Source organism: Pedobacter sp., from assembly GCF_965279535.1.
Taxonomy (GTDB): Bacteria; Bacteroidota; Bacteroidia; order Sphingobacteriales; family Sphingobacteriaceae; genus Pedobacter.
In genome coordinates this window covers 3,196,835-3,213,343 of record NZ_OZ257244.1, presented here as the reverse complement: position 1 = coordinate 3,213,343, position 16,509 = coordinate 3,196,835, and the positions used below count along the sequence as shown (strand labels likewise).

General features: G+C 42.2%; 12 protein-coding genes, 2 tRNA genes and 3 rRNA genes. 8 read left to right on the top strand and 9 right to left on the bottom strand.

Translation table 11 applies throughout. The features are described 5' to 3' along the window. Window positions 1-8 precede the first annotated feature (8 nt). The 5 genes from ACQY77_RS12995 (at window position 9) to ACQY77_RS12975 (ending at window position 2,060) form a co-directional block, all read left to right on the top strand. Entirely contained in the window at window positions 9-353 is a 345-nt protein-coding gene (locus tag ACQY77_RS12995) for a hypothetical protein (protein ID WP_421941723.1), read from the top strand. Between the two features lie 260 nt (window positions 354-613). Continuing rightward, complete coding sequence (locus ACQY77_RS12990; RefSeq protein WP_421941724.1) at window positions 614-880, top strand: hypothetical protein; 267 nt, start codon at window positions 614-616, stop codon at window positions 878-880. Between the two features lie 4 nt (window positions 881-884). Continuing rightward, a complete protein-coding gene (locus tag ACQY77_RS12985) occupies window positions 885-1,118 on the top strand; it encodes a hypothetical protein (RefSeq protein ID WP_421941725.1) in 234 nt (77 codons plus the stop codon). A gap of 11 nt (window positions 1,119-1,129) precedes the next feature. Further along, a complete protein-coding gene (locus ACQY77_RS12980; protein ID WP_421941726.1) occupies window positions 1,130-1,588 on the top strand; it encodes a hypothetical protein in 459 nt (152 codons plus the stop codon). A 31-nt stretch (window positions 1,589-1,619) separates the two neighbouring features. Further along, the gene (locus ACQY77_RS12975) at window positions 1,620-2,060 is read left to right on the top strand and encodes an Hsp20/alpha crystallin family protein (RefSeq protein WP_421941727.1); all 441 of its coding nucleotides are present in this window, start codon (window positions 1,620-1,622) and stop codon (window positions 2,058-2,060) included. Between the two features lie 238 nt (window positions 2,061-2,298). Here ACQY77_RS12975 and rrf read toward each other — a convergent pair. From rrf to ACQY77_RS12950, 5 genes are all read right to left on the bottom strand, one after another. Next, window positions 2,299-2,410, bottom strand: a 5S ribosomal RNA gene (gene rrf / locus ACQY77_RS12970). Window positions 2,411-2,547: 137 nt separating this feature from the next. Further along, window positions 2,548-5,425 (bottom strand): 23S ribosomal RNA (locus tag ACQY77_RS12965). A gap of 483 nt (window positions 5,426-5,908) precedes the next feature. After that, a tRNA-Ala gene (locus ACQY77_RS12960) sits at window positions 5,909-5,982 on the bottom strand. 85 nt (window positions 5,983-6,067) lie between these two features. Continuing rightward, window positions 6,068-6,142, bottom strand: a tRNA-Ile gene (locus ACQY77_RS12955). Window positions 6,143-6,413: 271 nt separating this feature from the next. After that, window positions 6,414-7,935, bottom strand: a 16S ribosomal RNA gene (locus ACQY77_RS12950). Together the 16S, 23S and 5S rRNA genes with 2 tRNA genes alongside form the textbook arrangement of a ribosomal RNA operon. Before the next feature lie 791 nt (window positions 7,936-8,726). On the opposite strand from ACQY77_RS12950, the gene ACQY77_RS12945 reads away from it, so the two are divergent. The 3 genes from ACQY77_RS12945 (at window position 8,727) to ACQY77_RS12935 (ending at window position 11,516) form a co-directional block, all read left to right on the top strand. Next, window positions 8,727-9,953, top strand: coding sequence for a DEAD/DEAH box helicase (locus ACQY77_RS12945; RefSeq protein WP_421941728.1), 1,227 nt, complete (start codon window positions 8,727-8,729; stop codon window positions 9,951-9,953). A 97-nt stretch (window positions 9,954-10,050) separates the two neighbouring features. Continuing rightward, the gene (locus ACQY77_RS12940; RefSeq protein WP_421941729.1) at window positions 10,051-10,524 is read left to right on the top strand and encodes a Dps family protein; all 474 of its coding nucleotides are present in this window, start codon (window positions 10,051-10,053) and stop codon (window positions 10,522-10,524) included. An 80-nt stretch (window positions 10,525-10,604) separates the two neighbouring features. After that, window positions 10,605-11,516, top strand: coding sequence for an AEC family transporter (locus ACQY77_RS12935; protein ID WP_421941730.1), 912 nt, complete (start codon window positions 10,605-10,607; stop codon window positions 11,514-11,516). A gap of 278 nt (window positions 11,517-11,794) precedes the next feature. Here ACQY77_RS12935 and ACQY77_RS12930 read toward each other — a convergent pair whose 3' ends face one another. From ACQY77_RS12930 to ACQY77_RS12915, 4 genes are all read right to left on the bottom strand, one after another. Continuing rightward, a complete protein-coding gene (locus tag ACQY77_RS12930) occupies window positions 11,795-12,988 on the bottom strand; it encodes an aminopeptidase C (RefSeq protein ID WP_421941731.1) in 1,194 nt (397 codons plus the stop codon). Between the two features lie 176 nt (window positions 12,989-13,164). Beyond that, window positions 13,165-14,592 carry an L-serine ammonia-lyase gene (locus ACQY77_RS12925; RefSeq protein ID WP_421942382.1) on the bottom strand — a complete coding sequence of 476 codons (1,428 nt, stop codon included), beginning with the start codon at window positions 14,590-14,592 and terminating at the stop codon, window positions 13,165-13,167. 214 nt (window positions 14,593-14,806) lie between these two features. After that, complete coding sequence (locus ACQY77_RS12920; RefSeq protein ID WP_421941732.1) at window positions 14,807-15,466, bottom strand: MgtC/SapB family protein; 660 nt, start codon at window positions 15,464-15,466, stop codon at window positions 14,807-14,809. Window positions 15,467-15,490: 24 nt separating this feature from the next. Next, window positions 15,491-16,486 (bottom strand): PorP/SprF family type IX secretion system membrane protein, encoded by a 996-nt coding sequence (locus ACQY77_RS12915; RefSeq protein WP_421941733.1) that lies wholly within the window; start codon window positions 16,484-16,486, stop codon window positions 15,491-15,493. Window positions 16,487-16,509: the final 23 nt, after the last annotated feature.

Genomic DNA, 16,509 nt, shown 5'->3' with positions numbered 1-16,509 from the left:
TTGCTGTTATGAGGCGTGGAAATTTTAGTCGAGGTAAAAAACTTCTTTTTTTTATCCCAGGAGCAATTTTGATTGCTACGGCTTTGGGTTATGTGATTAAATTTTTATGGAATTCTATTTTGCCGGAAGTGGTTTTCTGCAAACCCATTAATTTCTGGCAGGCCTTGGGATTACTGGTATTGTGCCGATTACTTTTTGGAAGTTTCGGCCGAGGAGGTGGGCCGGGTAAATTTGGACCAGGGGGAGCGGGTATGCGGGAAAAATGGCGGCACATGAGCACAGAAGAACGTGATCGGTTCCGCGAGGAATATAAAAACCGATGCCGTGATTGGAGAAGAAGAAGAGATGAATAACAGAGAGCCAGCGATAAAATGCTGGCTTTTTTGTTTAGAAGAACAGTCCAATAATATGATGCTACTAACGTAGTATTCAGAATATAGATAAAAGGCCATTAGCCTTAGCTTGCTCAAAAACTCTCCTGATATTCACTAATTAAGGTTTATCCTTGAAATACTGATTTGTAGCAAACACTTTTATGTCTCCTCTCTTTTAAATAAAATTCTTTAAAGTAAAAATTAGGGTTGTGCGTCTACCTTAAAAAACAAGATAGAACATGATCAAAATATTAAGAGCTATAGGATTTGGAGTAGTACTGGGTACTACCCTGTTCTTCATACCGTTTGTATTCAAATTTATCCTTCTCGCCCTATTTATTGGCCTTATCTTTAAGATGTATTTTAAAGCCAAACGCAGGCATTTCATACACTACCATTATCAGAACTTTGGTGCTAGCCACGAACCCATTATTCCTATCGATAATCAATGGTATCATCCAAATATACAGGGCAACGGAAGCGTAAATCAAATTAACATTAACTGAAATCATGAGAGCATTTAGAATTATATTGGCCTTAGCCGCCACAGCAGGAACATTTTACAGTTTAAATTTATTAGCGATAGCGCGAGGGTATCCTGATCGGTTGGATTTTAGCAATCATCATTACCCGAAAGAGCAGTGCCAGGAGCATTGGAAAAAAAACGGAATTAACCATCATTATAATAAACCAATGGACAGTAGTAAAGCAATGGTTGATTCCATAGGTCGAACAGCCATATAATCCACATCGTCATGTCAAACGTACTATTTTTGAGCAACCCATCCCTGCAGCATGTTAATTCTGAATTGAATTTAGCTTCAACATTAATTAACCAGGGTGAAAAAATTACCTTTTTCAGTTCGATAAAATTCAAAAAATCCATCTCTTATTTGGGCGCAAAATTTAAACGTTACAGAACGGGCCTGAATGTATTTAACAACCTCTCAGAAAAGACCGATTATCCAACTAACGGCCTCATTAGCGCATTATTGGAACCCATGAAGTTTATCGATGATATTTTGGAACAGATAAAAGATTTGACATTCGATTATGTTATTTTTTCAGCAACTTTTCCATTTGCCAATGTAATTGCTCAAAAATTAGATATTCCCACCATGGTTAATCGGGTTGAGGAACCTGCTGCGACTCTTGTACCCGATACCATAGAACTCAATGTCGCTGCGCTTAATGAAGCTGTTACAAATTATTAATCAAAGAATAAATTATTTAAAAATCAAAATTATGTATAACGAATATAGATGCCATAGAGGCAGAATGAATTATGGTGATTGTAAACCGAGAGGCGAAAGATTTGGCCGGCATTTCAAACATCATCAGCAACTTTTTGAGACCAGATTCAGAAAAGTACCGGTGAATATTGAAGAAACAGATCAAAACTTTATCCTTCATATTTATGCACCAGATTTAGCAAGAGAGCATTTAAAAGTGATTACCCAAGATGATGTATTAACGGTTTCCTATACACCTGAAGAACGCCCGGAAGACGCTAAAAGGTTTAACAGGAGAGAATACAGCAATGGAGCTTTTGAAAGAGCCTTTGGCTTAAATGGGAAAGTTCTTATTGATCAGATTACCGCAAATTACGCTGATGGTATTTTAAAAGTAAGCCTTCCTAAAAATCCCGAAACGAACATACCTGCGAAAAACATCGCTGTGGATTAAGTTTCGTCCATCATAATGCCCAGGCCTCGACATTGTCGGGGCTTTTTTGTACCCTAAATTTCTTGTTTGAAGAGGTGGACATTAGTTGGGAGTTCTTAGTCAAAGTCTAGAGTCTTGAGTCTGTAGTCTTGAGTTGGGAGCTGAAAGGTCAAAGTCTTAAACTATCTGCATTTGGTCCTTGTAAACCCCTATAAAACACGAAAACCCCTCAGTGTTAACTGAAGGGTTCCGTTTTAAGATCTGGCACCGACCTACTCTCCCACGTGTTACCGCAGTACCATCGGCTCTGGCGGGCTTAACTTCTCTGTTCGGAATGGGAAGAGGTGGACACCGCCGATATAGGCACCTGAATATTTTTATTTAAGTAATAAGTGGTAAGTATTAAGTTGTAAGTAAAACTTACTTAAAACCTATAACTTATAACCATCAACTTAAATGACATATTATTGAAAGAAGTTAAGTTTCGAAGAGCAAACAACTTGTGTTGCTTTGAAAGCTTCGGGTGATTAGTATTACTCGACTGTGATGTCACCATCTTTACATCTGTAACCTATCAACGTAGTAGTCTGCTACGGCCCTATATGGAATTCTCATCTCGTGGCTAGTTTCGCACTTAGATGCTTTCAGCGCTTATCTATTCCCAGCGTAGCTACTCTGCAATGCCCCTGGCGGAACAACAGATTCACTAGAGGCTGGTCCAACCCGGTCCTCTCGTACTAAGGTCAGCCCCACTCAAAATTCCTACGCCCACAACAGATAGGGACCGAACTGTCTCGCGACGTTCTGAACCCAGCTCGCGTGCCACTTTAATCGGCGAACAGCCGAACCCTTGGGACCTTCTCCAGCCCCAGGATGTGACGAGCCGACATCGAGGTGCCAAACCTCCCCGTCGATATGAGCTCTTGGGGGAGATCAGCCTGTTATCCCCAGCGTACCTTTTATCCTTTGAGCGATGGCCCTTCCATGCAGAACCACCGGATCACTATATCCGTCTTTCGACCCTGATCGACCTGTATGTCTCACAGTCAAGCAAGCTTATGCTATTGCACTCCCCGTACGGTTACCAAGCGTACTGAGCTTACCTTTGAAAGCCTCCGTTACCTTTTTGGAGGCGACCACCCCAGTCAAACTACCCATCAAACAATGTCCTCCCACTAAGGGAGTTAGACACCGAATACAGAAAGGGTGGTATTTCAACGTTGGCTCCACGATGCCTGGCGACACCGCTTCATAGCCTCCCACCTATCCTACACATCCTGTACCCAATGTCAATGTTAAATTGTAGTGAAGGTGCATGGGGTCTTTCCGTCCCGTTGCGGGTACCCGGCGTCTTCACCGGGACCACAATTTCACCGAGCTCATGGCTGAGACAGCGCCCAGATCGTTACACCATTCGTGCAGGTCGGAACTTACCCGACAAGGAATTTCGCTACCTTAGGACCGTTATAGTTACGGCCGCCGTTTACTGGGGCTTCGATTCAATGCTTCTCCTTGCGGATGACATCCCCTCTTAACCTTCCAGCACCGGGCAGGTGTCAGGCCTTATACCTCATCTTTCGATTTTGCAAAGCCATGTGTTTTTGTTAAACAGTCGCCTGGGCCTTTTCACTGCGGCTGATATTGCTACCAGCGCCCCTTCTCCCGAAGTTACAGGGCCATTTTGCCGAGTTCCTTAGCCATGATTCACTCGAGCACCTTAGAATCCTCTTCCCGGATACCTGTGTCGGTTTGCGGTACGGGTTTTTATAACCTGAAGCTTAGCGGTTTTTCTTGGAAGTCTGATTACCTGCACTATCCACTTACCCGAAGGCTCGCGGTACTATCAGCGTTCAGCACACTCGGCGGATTTGCCTACCAAATGTATACCTACAGCCTTCAACGATCTATTCCGTCAGATCGCGGCAGTGTCACTACTCCGTCCCCACATCGCAGTTATAAAAAGTACTGGAATATTAACCAGTTGTCCATCGAATATCCCCTTCGGGTTCTCCTTAGGTCCCGACTAACCCTGATCCGATTAGCGTTGATCAGGAAACCTTATCCTTTCGGTGGGCGGGTTTCTCGCCCGCCTTATCGTTACTTATGCCTACATTTGCTTTTCTAGAAGCTCCAGCACCCATTACCAGGTACCTTCACTGCCGCTAGAATGCTCCCCTACCGATATATTTCAATCCCATAGCTTCGGTGTACAATTTAATGCCCGTTTATTATCCATGCCCGGCCGCTCGACTAGTGAGCTGTTACGCACTCTTTAAATGAATGGCTGCTTCCAAGCCAACATCCTAGCTGTCTGTGCAACCGGACCTCGTTAGTTCAACTTAACTGTAACTTGGGGACCTTAGCTGATGGTCTGGGTTCTTTCCCTCTCGGCGCGTGACCTTAGCACCCCGCGCCTCACTGCAGATCATATTTCATAGCATTCGGAGTTTGTCTGGATTTGGTAGGATTTGACTCCCCCGCACCCAATCAGTAGCTCTACCTCTATGAAACTTAATATCCACGCTGTTCCTAAAAACATTTCGGGGAGTACGAGCTATTTCCCAGTTTGATTAGCCTTTCACCCCTACCCACAGATCATCCGGAAACTTTTCAACGTTTATCGGTTCGGTCCTCCAGTACGTGTTACCGCACCTTCAACCTGTCCATGGGTAGATCACAAGGTTTCGCGTCTACCTCCTCTGACTATACGCCCTATTCAGACTCGCTTTCGCTTCGGATCCGTGCCTGAAGCACTTAACCTTGCCAGAGAAGAGTAACTCGTAGGCTCATTATGCAAAAGGCACGCCGTCACACCACCTGGATGCTCCGACCGCTTGTAAGTACACGGTTTCAGGTTCTATTTCACTCCCCTGTTCGGGGTTCTTTTCACCTTTCCCTCACGGTACTGGTTCACTATCGGTCTCTCGGGAGTATTTAGCCTTACCGGATGGTGCCGGCAGATTCCCACAAGGCGTCTCCGACCTCGCGGTACTCAGGATACTGTTAGGCCAATGGTATTTACGTGTACAGGGCTATCACCTTGTGTCGCCGGGCTTCCCATCCCGTTCCACTTCATTACATTGTAACCACATCACAGTCCTACAACCCCACACATGCCGTAACAGGTGTGGTTTGGGCTCTTTCCCTTTCGCTCGCCACTACTCAGGAAATCATTGTTATTTTCTCTTCCTCTGCTTACTTAGATGTTTCAGTTCGGCAGGTTTGCTCCATTATGGTGACATGTCTTCAACATGCCGGGTTGCCCCATTCGGAAATCACCGGGTATAGTTCCTATTTGCAGATCACCGGTGCTTATCGCAGCTTATCACGTCCTTCATCGCCTCCGAGAGCCAAGGCATCCCCCGTGTACTCTTCTTTACTTTCTTCTACGCATACGCCTTTTGCGCCGTATGGTATGCTTTTTTGCTCTTGTTATGATGTCTCATACCATATCCAGGTTGCCCCTTCAATGGTGAGCACAAACACAACAGTCGCCTATTGTTGTTTGCTCTTCTTTTTTAACTTCTTCCAATATGTCAAAGAACTTTACTGAAACCGAAAACCAAGGGTATAAAGGTGTAGGGTGTCATGTGCCCCAACCTAAGCCTTGTCCCAGCTTCGTTAGTGAAAATTGCGGGCTCGAACCGTTTCTCTGTGCCCCGATGGCATTCTCTTCTTTTTCTTGATGTCAATGTATACTACCGATCCAGGTAGCTTTGTTTGAGTTGTAAGTTTCGAGTTGTAAGTTTTAAGTTCTAGGTTGTAAGTTTTAAAACCTATAACTTATAATTAACACTTATAACCGTTGTAAGTTCCAGGTTGCAAGTTTTAAAACTTATAACTTATTACTTACCACTTATAACTTCCAGTGGAGAATAACGGAGTCGAACCGTTGACCTCCTGCGTGCAAGGCAGGCGCTCTAGCCAGCTGAGCTAATTCCCCGAAAGATATGTTGCAGTTTTCTGTTCCCCGTTTGCAGTATATATAACTGTAAACTCATAACTCTTAACTGTTAACTCCCTTATAGTAGTCCCGTCCAGATTTGAACTGGAGACCCCTACATTATCAGTGTAGTGCTCTAACCAGGCTGAGCTACGGGACTTTCTGATCTTAGATTTCCTGACCCACGATTTTAGATTTAATGCAATCGCAAACCGTAAATCAAAAATCGTAATTCAATTTCAATCTCGCCTCTCAAAGATTTGTTAAAGCCACTGAGTGGTTAATCTTTTGGGTGTGTCTTTTTTAGTCGTTAGTATAAAGTATATCGTACCAAGGCCATGTGGCCTTTTCAACTTATAACTTAATACTTTCAACTTTTTAACTTTTATTAGAGTATCATGTTGCGCAGCGAGTAGTCAATGCTACTCCAGAAAGGAGGTATTCCAGCCGCACCTTCCGGTACGGCTACCTTGTTACGACTTAGCCCCAGTTACCGGTTTTACCCTAGGACGCTCCTTGCGGTTACATACTTTAGGTACCCCCAGCTTCCATGGCTTGACGGGCGGTGTGTACAAGGCCCGGGAACGTATTCACCGCGTCATTGCTGATACGCGATTACTAGCGAATCCAACTTCATGGGGTCGAGTTGCAGACCCCAATCCGAACTGTGAACGGCTTTGTGAGATTCGCATTACATTGCTGTATAGCTGCCCTCTGTACCGTCCATTGTAGCACGTGTGTAGCCCCGGACGTAAGGGCCATGATGACTTGACGTCGTCCCCTCCTTCCTCTCTGTTTGCACAGGCAGTCTGTTTAGAGTCCCCACCATTACATGCTGGCAACTAAACATAGGGGTTGCGCTCGTTGCGGGACTTAACCCAACACCTCACGGCACGAGCTGACGACAGCCATGCAGCACCTAGTTTCGTGTGATTGCTCACTTATCCATCTCTGGATAATTCACTAACTTTCAAGCCCGGGTAAGGTTCCTCGCGTATCATCGAATTAAACCACATGCTCCTCCGCTTGTGCGGGCCCCCGTCAATTCCTTTGAGTTTCACCCTTGCGGGCGTACTCCCCAGGTGGAACACTTAACGCTTTCGCTTAGCCGCTGACTGTGTATCGCCAACAGCGAGTGTTCATCGTTTAGGGCGTGGACTACCAGGGTATCTAATCCTGTTTGATCCCCACGCTTTCGTGCCTCAGCGTCAATAAGACCATAGTAAGCTGCCTTCGCAATCGGTGTTCTGAGACATATCTATGCATTTCACCGCTACTTGTCTCATTCCGCCTACCTCTAGTCCATTCAAGCCCGTCAGTATCAAGGGCACTGCGATGGTTGAGCCACCGTCTTTCACCCCTGACTTAACAGGCCGCCTACGCACCCTTTAAACCCAATAAATCCGGATAACGCTTGGATCCTCCGTATTACCGCGGCTGCTGGCACGGAGTTAGCCGATCCTTATTCTTCCGGTACATTCAGCTACTTACTCGTAAGCAGGTTTATTCCCGGATAAAAGCAGTTTACAACCCATAGGGCAGTCTTCCTGCACGCGGCATGGCTGGTTCAGAGTTGCCTCCATTGACCAATATTCCTTACTGCTGCCTCCCGTAGGAGTCTGGTCCGTGTCTCAGTACCAGTGTGGGGGGCCATCCTCTCAGATCCCCTAGTCATCGTCGCCTTGGTGGGCCGTTACCCCGCCAACTAGCTAATGACACGCATGCCCATCTTTATCCTATAAATATTTGATCATTGTACAATGCTGTACTGTGATTTTATGCGGTGTTAATCCGGATTTCTCCGGGCTATCCCCCTGATAAAGGTAGGTCGCATACGCGTTACGCACCCGTGCGCCGGTCTCAAGGAAAGCAAGCTCTCCTCTACCCCTCGACTTGCATGTATTAGGCCTGCCGCTAGCGTTCATCCTGAGCCAGGATCAAACTCTCCATTGTAAAATGTGTTTTGAAACTGACCAGTTTTAACTATGTTAAAAATAGTCTTCTTTTTTAATTTTGTCTGTTAGTCACTGACTTTAAAATAAAGCGACGGTATTCTGTACTTGAATGCGTACTTCATTACCCCGCTACGCTACATTGACATCTCTTTTAAGAACTTATCGATCTGGTAAACCTCACGGCCGATCTCTTTTTTATATCTTCTGAACCGAAGTTCGTCTGTATCTCTTTTTTAAACCCCTTTCCGACATCCGCCGTTCCGGGAACCCCTTTCGTTTCCGTTTGGGATTGCAAAGGTAGAAAAACTTTTTTAATCCGCAAGAAAAATATTTTTATTTTTCCGCTTTTCTTTTCAACCTTATTTCAATTATCACCCTCTCCGTATCCCCCTATCACTTTCCGTTCCTTCCGAACCGGGCTGCAAAGGTAGTGAACTTTTTTAATCCTGCAAGAAGTATTTTAAAAAACATTATATCTTGCTGATTGGCTGTTCGTTTAGTTTAGCCGGGGTCGAAAAAACCACAACTAGCAGCTCCCTGATCGCATAAGAAATATGCTTATGAGCATAAAACTACTACTTGAATAACAATTGTGATAGAGGCGGTAAAAATCAGCTGCACAAAGCATGAGGCAAATTCAATGGTGTAGTATATATAATGTATATACTATTTACTTTATAGAAGGGCTAGCGCTGTGGTAAAAACTGCAACAAAAACGAATAACTATTAATGAATTTGCTATTGGCTGTAATTTAAGGTACTTTTGCCTTATTTTATAAATATAACAGATTGAATTTTAACGACTTTAATTTCAACCCCGATTTATACGAAGGCCTGATGGCCATGGGATATAAAAGCGCTACTCCAATACAAGAACAAGCCATACCGGTAATTTTAGAGAATCACGATCTCATTGCCTGTGCTCAAACAGGGACTGGAAAAACAGCCAGTTATCTTTTACCTGTAATGGATAAAATTAGCCGGGCAGCTGACAGACACAACAACACGTTAATTTTAGCGCCAACGCGAGAACTGGCACAACAAATAGATTTACAGGTGGAAGCACTTGCCTATTTTACCAATATCAGTTCTCTGGCTGTGTATGGAGGCGGTGATGGCATTGCTTACGAGCAACAAAAAAGGTCAATGCGTGAAGGGGTAGATATCATTATCGCTACACCTGGCAGACTAATGGCTCACCTATCTTCGGGCGTTTTAAAACTTCAACATTTGCAACACCTCATTCTGGATGAAGCAGATAGAATGTTGGATATGGGATTTTACGACGACATTATGCGGATTGTAAGCTACCTGCCTAAAAAACGCCAAACGCTTTTATTTTCAGCCACAATGGCTCCTAAAATCCGCAAGATGGCCGGGACCATTCTTCATGAGCCCAAACAAATTACCATTTCTATTGCCAAGCCAGCGGAAGGCATCAATCAGCAGGCTTATAATATCCACGACCAGCAAAAGCAAGCTTTATTAACAGAAATCTTTAAAGAAGATCAATATAAAAGCAGCATTATTTTTGCTTCAACAAAAGAAAAAGTTAAAGCACTTCATAAAGCTTTTAAGGGTTTAGGTATTAAAGCGGAACCTTTTCACTCCGATCTGGGGCAAAAGGAGCGTGAAGATATTCTACTGGCTTTTAAAAACAGGAGACTTCCTATTTTAATTGGAACAGATGTTTTGTCGAGAGGGATAGATGTGGAGGGAATTGATCTTGTGATTAATTACGACGTGCCTCATGATCCTGCAGATTATGTACACCGTATTGGACGCACAGCCAGGGCAGCAACTACAGGTACTGCAATTACGCTTGTTAATGGCAGGGATAAACGTAAGTTCGATAATATTGAGAAACTAATTGAGAAAGAGGTACCTCGGTTGCCACTTCCCGAAACAGTTGCTGCAATTGAGATTAAACATGTAGAAGAGAAAAAAAGCCATCCGAATAACAATGGCAAAAAGAAAGTATGGTTTAAAAAGAAAAAACCTAAACCATCGGCATAACGGCGTCTGTGTTGTTTTTTAACACAATAATGATATTCAGATTCCTTTTTTGACAACGATAAAGAGTAGATTAGGTCTATCAAAATAGCAATCAAAAATGGAAGCAAAAATTGGAATAACGACTGAACACAGACAAGCCGTATCGGAACAATTGGCTAAATTATTAGCAGACGAATATGTGTTATATACGAAAACACGCAATGCCCACTGGAATGTTGAAGGTGCTGATTTCTTAGCTAAACATAAATTTTTCGAAGAACAGTATAACCAACTGGATGAGTTTATCGATAGCGTAGCTGAGCGAATCCGTAAAATTGGTCATTACGCTCCTGCAACTTTAAAAAACTTTTTGGCATTAACTCATTTAACGGAATACAGTGAGCGACATAATGATAGCTTAGGTTATATTAAAGATTTACTCGCGGATCATGAAGCCATCATTGAATTCATCAGAGGGAATATCAATCCAATCGCTAATGATTATGGTGATGCCGGAACAAGCGACTTTATTACCGGCTTAATGGAAACCCATGAAGAGATGGCCTGGTTCTTAAGGGCTCATTTGAAGTAATATTAATTTACAGCATTAAACGCCAATAGATCAATTTCTTATTGGCGTTTTTCTTTTATAGCCTATCTTTGCCGTCATCAATGGCAAATTTCATTCTTATTGGATTATGTATCATCGCAGGTATTCTTTTCCGTAAACGTAAAGTTTTACCAAAAGATGCGCACAAAGGCATTAACGCCTGGATTATATACATTGCCCTACCGGCAACATCATTTAAGTACCTTCCACACATCACCTGGACTAAAGACCTGCTTTTTCCTGCGCTTGCTCCTGTGTTAGTCTGGTTACTGGGCTGGTTATTTATCACCTTGTATAGTAGGTTCAGGAAAGTTAGCAAAGCAACTGCAGGTGGCCTTAAGTTAACAAGTTCATTAAGCAACACCACATTTGTTGGCCTTCCTTTAATAGCGGCCTATTTTAGTGAAAAAGAGTTTGGCACGGCCATTATATGTGATCAGGTAACTTTCACTTTATTGTCCACTATTGGGATTATTGTAGCCATCCGTTCTTCGCAACAGCAAAAATTAAGTGCGCAACTGGTACTTAAAAAGGTGCTTTCTTTTCCTCCTTTAATTGGATGCATTTTGGCCCTGACGGTTCCCCGATTTATTGATATCAGTAGTTTAAATCCGTTGTTTGATAAACTGGCTGGTACGGTTGGTCCGTTGGCATTATTTTCAATTGGTTTACAACTGAGGTTTGGCGGTTGGTTTAGCGAACTGAAAGCCATCAGCTTTGCTTTGCTATATAAACTGATTTTAGCTCCGCTTGTTCTCCTAATTATTGCAGTATTACTGGGTTTGAAAGGGATGATCACTCAGATCACTATATTTGAGATGGCTATGCCAACCTTGCTAACTGCAGGTGTAGTGGCTGATCAATACAACCTGAACCCGAAATTGTCTAACCTGGTGGTTGGAATCGGGATACTCCTGTCATTTCTTACGACAGCCGTTTGGTGGTTTGTGTTGACACATCTGGGATTATTTTAGTATCAGGTAGCAACTATTAAGTATCAAGATTTCTGTGCTTTCAGCTTCGAGTACTTCGTCAGTATTCCTTGCTCCCTAACCTTTGTTCCTTTACTACCTAATGCGCCTAAGGCAGCTAAATAGATTTGGGGAATTATCCAACTTTGGTTTGTAAAGCACTTCATCATTGCTCTGTGTTCCTTACTCCATGCTCTTTAACGATAATATTCTGCATGAAGCCTAAAAAAAGCCAGGGTAAAAAAATTACCCTGGCTTTCGAATTATTTAGTGTGTATTGATTACAATCCTAATTTCTTAGTGATTGTGCCTGGGATGCCAGCCTTATTCAACAAAATAGCGGTTGATTTATATTTCACATAATTTTTAGTTACGTATAAATAGCCTTTGTAATCGTTGGTAGCCCCCCAAGAATTTTTAACGATGTAATACTCTTTACCAGTTTGATCTTTAGCCGCGCCAACGATGTGCATTCCGTGATCATCAGTAGTTTGATAGTTATCAAATGCCAGCTGGCGGTTTTCTTGTGTAATTTCCATTTCTGGCTTAGGGCCATCAAACATCGCTGCTTTTTGTGTCATTGTCATATCTGCGAATGGAACTGCAGGTACGTAAGCCACACCGTTTTTCCAGCTGAAAGATTTCTCACTAACATCAGTAGCCCATGCTACGGTATATCCTGCTTTTAAAGCATTGTCGATAATATCTGTAAGCTCGTTCACCTTAACATTGTAAACCTGATCAAACGACCAGTTATCCGGTACCAACAAAGTAAATTTGCTGTAGAACGGGTGATCGTTAAATGACGAAAGTTCTATATAGTTATCAGGATTTAAACCCACAACCTCATTTGCAAAAGTTTTAGGGGTGTATTTTTTGCCATTATAGGTAAAGTTTTCAGGAACCTGACCTAAGTAAGCATCAATAACACCAGTATATGCTTTGATCCAGTTTGGTGTTAGTTCTCCATTGGCATTTTTCACAACAGCCTCCAAAACGCCTTTCTCAATATCACCCAGTTCGCCTGTTTTGTTGATTTTAGTACCATAGTTTAAGCCAGTATAAACTTCCTGAGGTACTGCACCATACTTTCTGTACATGTTGATTACATCATGCAATGCACCACCATCTCCCAGTGATACTGCGCCATGCATGCGTACATAGTTTTTACCTTTTTCTACATAGGCATTACGCGCTGAAAACAGCTGAGACAGTACTACAGGTTGTTTCCCTGCTTTAATCATTTCAGATTCGAGAAAAGAGTTGGTAGAATAGCTCCAGCAAGTACCAGAAGAACCCTGATTCTGAACCGGGGTATTAGCCAGGTTAATTACTTCTGTAAACTTGAATGCATCTTTGCTGTTTTCGCTTTGATTGTTTTTTAATGAGTTTACCAGATTGTCCTGTGCATAACTTACCAGAGTTGATAAGGATAATGCCAGGCCAACCAAACCCAATTTTGTGTGTTTAGTCATTTTTATGAATTAATAAGGGCGCTAATTTATCAATTTGTTAACGTTTAGGAAATGCCAACACTGTAATAATGCTGTTCAATCGTCATGATAATGCTAAAATGCCATTTGTTAGTATCATAAATGATAAATGGCTTCTTCATTAACTGGAGAAGCCATTTATACAGGTATATTTTATTTTAACACTCGGGCAAACTGATTGGGATATTGGTAGCCAAACCACCATCTGAAGTCTCTTTGTATTTCGCATTCATATCCAGAGCGGTTTCCCACATGGTATTTACTACGGCGTCTAAACTTACTTTTGCTTTATCAGGATTACTTTGCAGGGCCAACTGGCTGGCTGTAATTGCTTTGATAGCGCCCATGGTATTTCTTTCAATGCATGGCACCTGAACCAAGCCGCCAATAGGATCGCAGGTTAATCCCAGATGATGTTCCATTGCGATTTCTGCGGCCATTAAAACCTGACGCTGTGATCCACCCAGGCATTCTGTCAAAGCCGCTGCAGCCATAGCCGAGGAAACACCAATCTCTGCCTGACAACCTCCCATGGCGGCAGAGATTGTTGCTCCTTTTTTGAATATACTGCCTATTTCTGATGCGCAGGCTATAAACTGAATGATTTTTTCTTCTGAATAGCCATCGCAAAAAACAATGAAATACTGCAATACTGCCGGAATTACACCCGCAGCGCCATTGGTTGGCGCAGTAACGACTCTGCCAAAGGATGCATTTTCTTCATTTACAGCCAATGCAAAACAGCTAACCCAATCTAGAATATAGTTAAAGCCATTACCGCCATTTCTAATGGCCTGGAGCCAGGTATCAAAATCATGGTATTCATTTTGACCGATAAGTCGTTTGTTTAGTGGAAATGCCCTTCGCGCAACATCTAAACCACCGGGTAAAAAACCTGTTGTATGGCAGCCCCGATAAATACAATCACGCATTACCTGAAAATGTTGAAGAATTCCTTTTTTAGTTTCATTTTCAGATCGCCAGGCCAGCTCATTCTCTAAAACAATCTCACTCACTTTCAATCCTGTCGACAAACACCAATGCAACAAATCTTTAGCTTTCTCTACAGGAAAAGGTAAATCAACCTGCACCTTTTTGCTATTATCCTCACCCTCTTTCACCACAAAACCACCACCAATAGAATAATATGTTTCAGAGAAGGCCTTTCCATTATTTAAAAAAGCCTGAAAAGTAACTGCATTGGGATGATAAGGAAGGCTTTCTGCGAAAAGAAAAAGGAGATCCTCGGAGTAATCAAAATTGATAACCAATTGATCCTCTAAATTTAATTTTTTGTCGTTTTGAATGCGTTCGAAAGTTGGTGTAACGGCGTCCACATCAAAAGTAACCGGATCTGCACCAGTTAAACCTAATAAAATAGCCACATCAGTGCCATGTCCTTTGCCTGTTTTTGCAAGTGAACCATAAAGCAATATTTTGACCTGCTCTACATCATTTAAAATGTTGTTGTGAGCCAGTGATGCGGTAAATTGTTGTGCAGCACGCCATGGTCCTAAAGTATGTGAACTCGAGGGGCCAATACCAATTTTAAAAATATCAAAAACGGAGATCTGTTCCTTAATCATCATGAAAGTTAGCTACGCAAAGCTATCATTGTTTTTTGAGATCAGAAATTAATTTTGATTCAGTGGTCTTCGACTCCGAGTGCGCTTTAACGGTACAATTAAGTGAATAAATTCATTTCCATCTCCTCAATAAGAAACCGGCAATGTTTCACATGAAACAAATTAATTGGGATAGAGCGGTTTATTTAGGAAGTTCAGATATTAGCCAGGATGTTTAAAAATCGAACTCAATGATATCATCGTCTTTCAGCATTCGTTCTACAAACTTTTTGTGGTTTTTTGGTGTCCCTGTTGCTACCCAATTTCCGGTAATAATTTCATTAACCAGCTGATGCTTTCCTCTTTGAGGTTTGAGTTTGTTTTCTCTAAACACTTCTTCATAACTTTCTAAATCGCCGTGCTTATGTTGTTTTTTTACAATGCGATAAACTCTTTTAGTAAAACGCCGATCGCCAATTTCTTCTAAGAACGGAAAAACGATTAAAGCGAGTAATACTACAGCGGTTACACCAATAGCTTGTTCATAATATCCTGACCCTACGGCCATACCAATGGCGGCAACGATCCAGATGATGCATGCTGTGGTTAAACCTTTAACCCGGTTTTCTTCCTTGAAGATTACACCTGCACCCAGGAAGCCGATTCCGGTTACAATATTAGAGGCAATCCGATCATGACTGGTAACTCCTATCCTGATAGATAATATGGTAAACAATGTTGATCCCAAACCTATCATCATCATGGTTTTTAATCCGGCAGATTTACTTCTATACTCTCTTTCTGCACCAATTAAGCCGCACAATAAAGTTGCCAATAGGAATTTATTTACTTCGCTTTGCGTAATAAAGTGGCTGTTATCCAGAATATCGTTCATTGCCTTATATAAGTTTTAGGCAAATTAATAAAAATCATAACATCTCAAACCATTTGCCCTTCCTCCATTAGAACTATTGGGCCAATATTTCTCGTAGCCGATACCGATTTCAGACGTACCGCCTGTATTGCTGTAATTAATTTTAGATGTGGTAGCATCGTGGCTAATTCCCAGTCTAAATTTTTCTCCGTTGGTTCGGCGGTTAAAAATATCGAAGATTACAGAGAAAACAACAGCATCATTTCCTTTGCTATTTCCATCATTCCGGAACCAGATGCCTGCATTAACTCCTTTGTATTTAAACTGAGTGCCGAAACTGTATGACATTACATTTTGCTGTTTATAGGCAACAATAGAGGGAATCAGGTAAGAGCCGTCCCGATCGTACTGATCGGGGATTAATGTAATTTGATAGCTTACATTACCCGAAATGCGCATGGGGAGCTTTGCCTGGAAGCCCGAAAGCGATTCGTCAGGTTTATTCAGGTGATGGGCAGCTACACCTATCATAAACTTACCATATACCAGATTTGCTCCGGCATTGGCATCAAAATAGTAACGGCTATCTATACCTGGTCTTTCTGCTCCAGAAATACTTCCAGGAATATATCCTGTAGAAATGTCAATCTGATCGCCGAATACCAATTTATCCCAATTGAGCTTTTGATTGGTAATTCCGCCCTGCAGACCGAAAGAAAGTGCAAAATCATCTCCACCAATGATGTAAGAATAGCTTGCTGCAATATTATTTTTTAGGAGATAAGCTGTTCCCTCACTGCTTCTGTTAAAAATTAAGCCAACACCACTATTAATTTGGTGTAAATTTAAATCGCCCGAAGCAGTCATATAAGAAAAATCGCTGGCTAAGCCAGTCCATTGATTTCTATACAAGGCATTAAACCGGATATCGCCCTCAAACTGACCGGTTAAAGCAGGGTTCAAATAAATGGGTGCATTGTAAAACTGTGAATAAATGTGATCCTGGGCGGCCCCAAAAAATGGCACCCCCCATATCAACATGAGTAATATTATTCTTCCCCCCA

Excerpts from the sequence above, each read along its gene's own strand:
- ACQY77_RS12995 (WP_421941723.1), top strand. The coding sequence starts at position 9 with ATGAGGCGTGGAAATTTTAGTCGAGGTAAAAAACTTCTTTTTTTTATC.
- ACQY77_RS12990 (WP_421941724.1), top strand. The coding sequence starts at position 614 with ATGATCAAAATATTAAGAGCTATAGGATTTGGAGTAGTACTGGGTACT.
- ACQY77_RS12985 (WP_421941725.1), top strand. The coding sequence starts at position 885 with ATGAGAGCATTTAGAATTATATTGGCCTTAGCCGCCACAGCAGGAACA.
- ACQY77_RS12980 (WP_421941726.1), top strand. The coding sequence starts at position 1,130 with ATGTCAAACGTACTATTTTTGAGCAACCCATCCCTGCAGCATGTTAAT.
- ACQY77_RS12975 (WP_421941727.1), top strand. The coding sequence starts at position 1,620 with ATGTATAACGAATATAGATGCCATAGAGGCAGAATGAATTATGGTGAT.
- ACQY77_RS12940 (WP_421941729.1), top strand. The coding sequence starts at position 10,051 with ATGGAAGCAAAAATTGGAATAACGACTGAACACAGACAAGCCGTATCG.
- ACQY77_RS12935 (WP_421941730.1), top strand. The coding sequence starts at position 10,605 with ATGGCAAATTTCATTCTTATTGGATTATGTATCATCGCAGGTATTCTT.
- ACQY77_RS12930 (WP_421941731.1), bottom strand. The coding sequence starts at position 12,988 with ATGACTAAACACACAAAATTGGGTTTGGTTGGCCTGGCATTATCCTTA.
- ACQY77_RS12925 (WP_421942382.1), bottom strand. The coding sequence starts at position 14,592 with ATGATTAAGGAACAGATCTCCGTTTTTGATATTTTTAAAATTGGTATT.
- ACQY77_RS12920 (WP_421941732.1), bottom strand. The coding sequence starts at position 15,466 with ATGAACGATATTCTGGATAACAGCCACTTTATTACGCAAAGCGAAGTA.
- ACQY77_RS12915 (WP_421941733.1), bottom strand. The coding sequence starts at position 16,486 with ATGTTGATATGGGGGGTGCCATTTTTTGGGGCCGCCCAGGATCACATT.